Source organism: Chitinophaga sp. 10T418 (assembly GCF_056394125.1).
Map to the genome: position 1 here is coordinate 1 of NZ_JBFTHG010000042.1, position 1,947 is coordinate 1,947.

At 38.2% G+C, this 1,947-nt stretch carries 3 protein-coding genes; 2 read left to right on the plus strand and 1 reads right to left on the minus strand.

Translation table 11 applies throughout. The features are described from left to right. The first annotated feature begins 82 nt into the window (after window positions 1-82). On the plus strand, window positions 83-1,129 hold the full coding sequence (locus AC1DCV_RS35665) for an RHS repeat-associated core domain-containing protein (RefSeq protein ID WP_477027664.1): 1,047 nt from the start codon (window positions 83-85) through the stop codon (window positions 1,127-1,129). Between the two features lie 10 nt (window positions 1,130-1,139). Next, window positions 1,140-1,466, plus strand: a complete 327-nt coding sequence (locus AC1DCV_RS35670; RefSeq protein WP_477027665.1) for a hypothetical protein — start codon at window positions 1,140-1,142, stop codon at window positions 1,464-1,466. 52 nt (window positions 1,467-1,518) lie between these two features. Here AC1DCV_RS35670 and AC1DCV_RS35675 read toward each other — a convergent pair whose 3' ends face one another. Next, the gene (locus AC1DCV_RS35675; protein WP_477027666.1) at window positions 1,519-1,884 is read right to left on the minus strand and encodes a helix-turn-helix domain-containing protein; all 366 of its coding nucleotides are present in this window, start codon (window positions 1,882-1,884) and stop codon (window positions 1,519-1,521) included. Between the last annotated feature and the right edge of the window lie 63 nt (window positions 1,885-1,947).

Consider the following 1,947-nt stretch of genomic DNA (forward strand, 5'->3'; position numbering starts at 1 on the left):
CTTTCAATTGAAAATTGAAAAAACAGATGAAAGAAAAAGCAATATATTTATGGGAGTTCTTTGAGTAAGCACCAGGTTGCGGATGGTGGGGAGGAAGTGGAGTTTGAGTCCAGGGGGTTATCGTTATGGGTTTAATGGGAAGGAGAATGATAATGAAATCAAAGGGGAAGGAAATCAGCAGGATTATGGGTTACGAATCTATGATCCGAGAATGGGAAAGTTCTTAAGTGTAGATCCTTTATCACCTAAGTATCCAGGGTTGACACCATACCAGTTCGCGAGTAATACACCAATTGAGGCAATCGATCTTGATGGAGGAGAGGCTCGTCATATAAATATAAAGGGTAGAGTTTGGACTGAGTCAATGCCTTCGGATGCTCTTAGACATTCAGTTCCTAGTGACGATTATATGCCTTCTGTACCAGCTGCTGCGGGAGGGCCAGGTGTTACAAATCGTGGAGCTATGGCTGCTGGAGGTGTTGTATTGGCAGTTGCAACAGGAAGTGGAATAGTTGCGCTATCAGAAGCTGCGTTTTGGAGAGTAGGTTTTTGGCTTGCTGTTCCGAGTAATCAGTTAGTAATATCAACAGCGGCAGGATTTACCTTTAACTTGTTGAATCCTGATCCTGGTACTCATGTTGAATTTCCAGGGTATGGCAATGAATTGGGAGAAACTGTTAATTGGGCATTAAAGAATAGTGGTGGAAAAACAGTTAATTTTTTCGTTCAACAAGGATCCAAATTTGCAAATAAGTCTGAGTGGAAATGGGCACAAAGGCTGTTAAATGAAGGTAATAATGTTATGTTATGGAAAGATGTTGAACAAACAGCAGAAGTCAGTGTTCGAAATTCTGATTTATTAGTTAATGGATTAGGGACGGAAATAAAAGAGTTGTCTAATATGACGGTAGGGCCTAATATGGTTAGAAATTTAGTTAATAAGTTTAAGGATGCCGCAGGTCAAGCATCGTCTGTTATCATAGATGGAGTTAACCAAAAAGGTTTTACACGGGAGGTTGCTCAAGAAGTATTGCAAGATTTAAGCAGGAAGGTTAAAAGAAATACAACCTTTAGAGTTGTAGGTGAGGGGTTTGATTTTACAGAAACTGTTAAGGCTAAAAAAGACTAATTATATAAAAATGAGCAGGGTAACTAATTTAATAATCACATTTAGCACTTTAGAAGATGAAGAAAGAATAGTTGCTGAAATGAGAGCATTTGTGAAAAATGATAATGGTTTTTATATTGCTTCTGTTAATGATGAAAGATTACCCCATGGTTGGTATGGGGGAACTAAAAATTTAGAATGTAGTATTCTTATTGGAGCGTATAACTATTTGGATTTACAGCTTTTCTTAGATTTTTTGCGGAACAATGTAAATTGGGAAGCACCAGATCTTGTTCAGTTAGTTGTAAAAGAGCAAGATGATATGAAGTTTAGGTTGATTGATTTAATTGAATCATAACTCTGTATAACCAAGGTGAGGTTCATCTATCACTTGCTGAACCACACTTTGGTTACATATCAGCAATATTTTTCTGGAAGAAATCTTTAAATTTAGATTTGGTAAGCATTGTATCAATAACCCGGTACAGTGCTTGCCTGTCTTCTTCTTCGAGTTGTTCGATCAGGCGTAACTTCTCTGAAATCGTCTTGTCTTCGATCTTCACATCTTTGGGTATCCTGCCTTCAAAATGGATTAGTTCATCGATGGTCATGCCGAACAGGCGTGCAATTTTATCCAGGGCTTCAATAGAAGGTTCCCGTTCTCCTTTTTCAATCTTGCTATAGTTGGAAGTATGAATACCCGCAGCAGCGGCGACTTCCTTTTGCATAAGGCTTTTTTGTTCTCTTATTTTTTTGATGTTTTTGCCGATATCCATAATGGCGCAGTGTTGCTAGTCTTAAAGGTAGTCAAAACGGCCATTTTCATGAACTATTTGTAC

Coding starts and splice junctions, on each gene's coding strand:
- AC1DCV_RS35665 (WP_477027664.1), top strand. CDS start 83: ATGGTGGGGAGGAAGTGGAGTTTGAGTCCAGGGGGTTATCGTTATGGG.
- AC1DCV_RS35670 (WP_477027665.1), top strand. CDS start 1,140: ATGAGCAGGGTAACTAATTTAATAATCACATTTAGCACTTTAGAAGAT.
- AC1DCV_RS35675 (WP_477027666.1), bottom strand. CDS start 1,884: ATGGATATCGGCAAAAACATCAAAAAAATAAGAGAACAAAAAAGCCTT.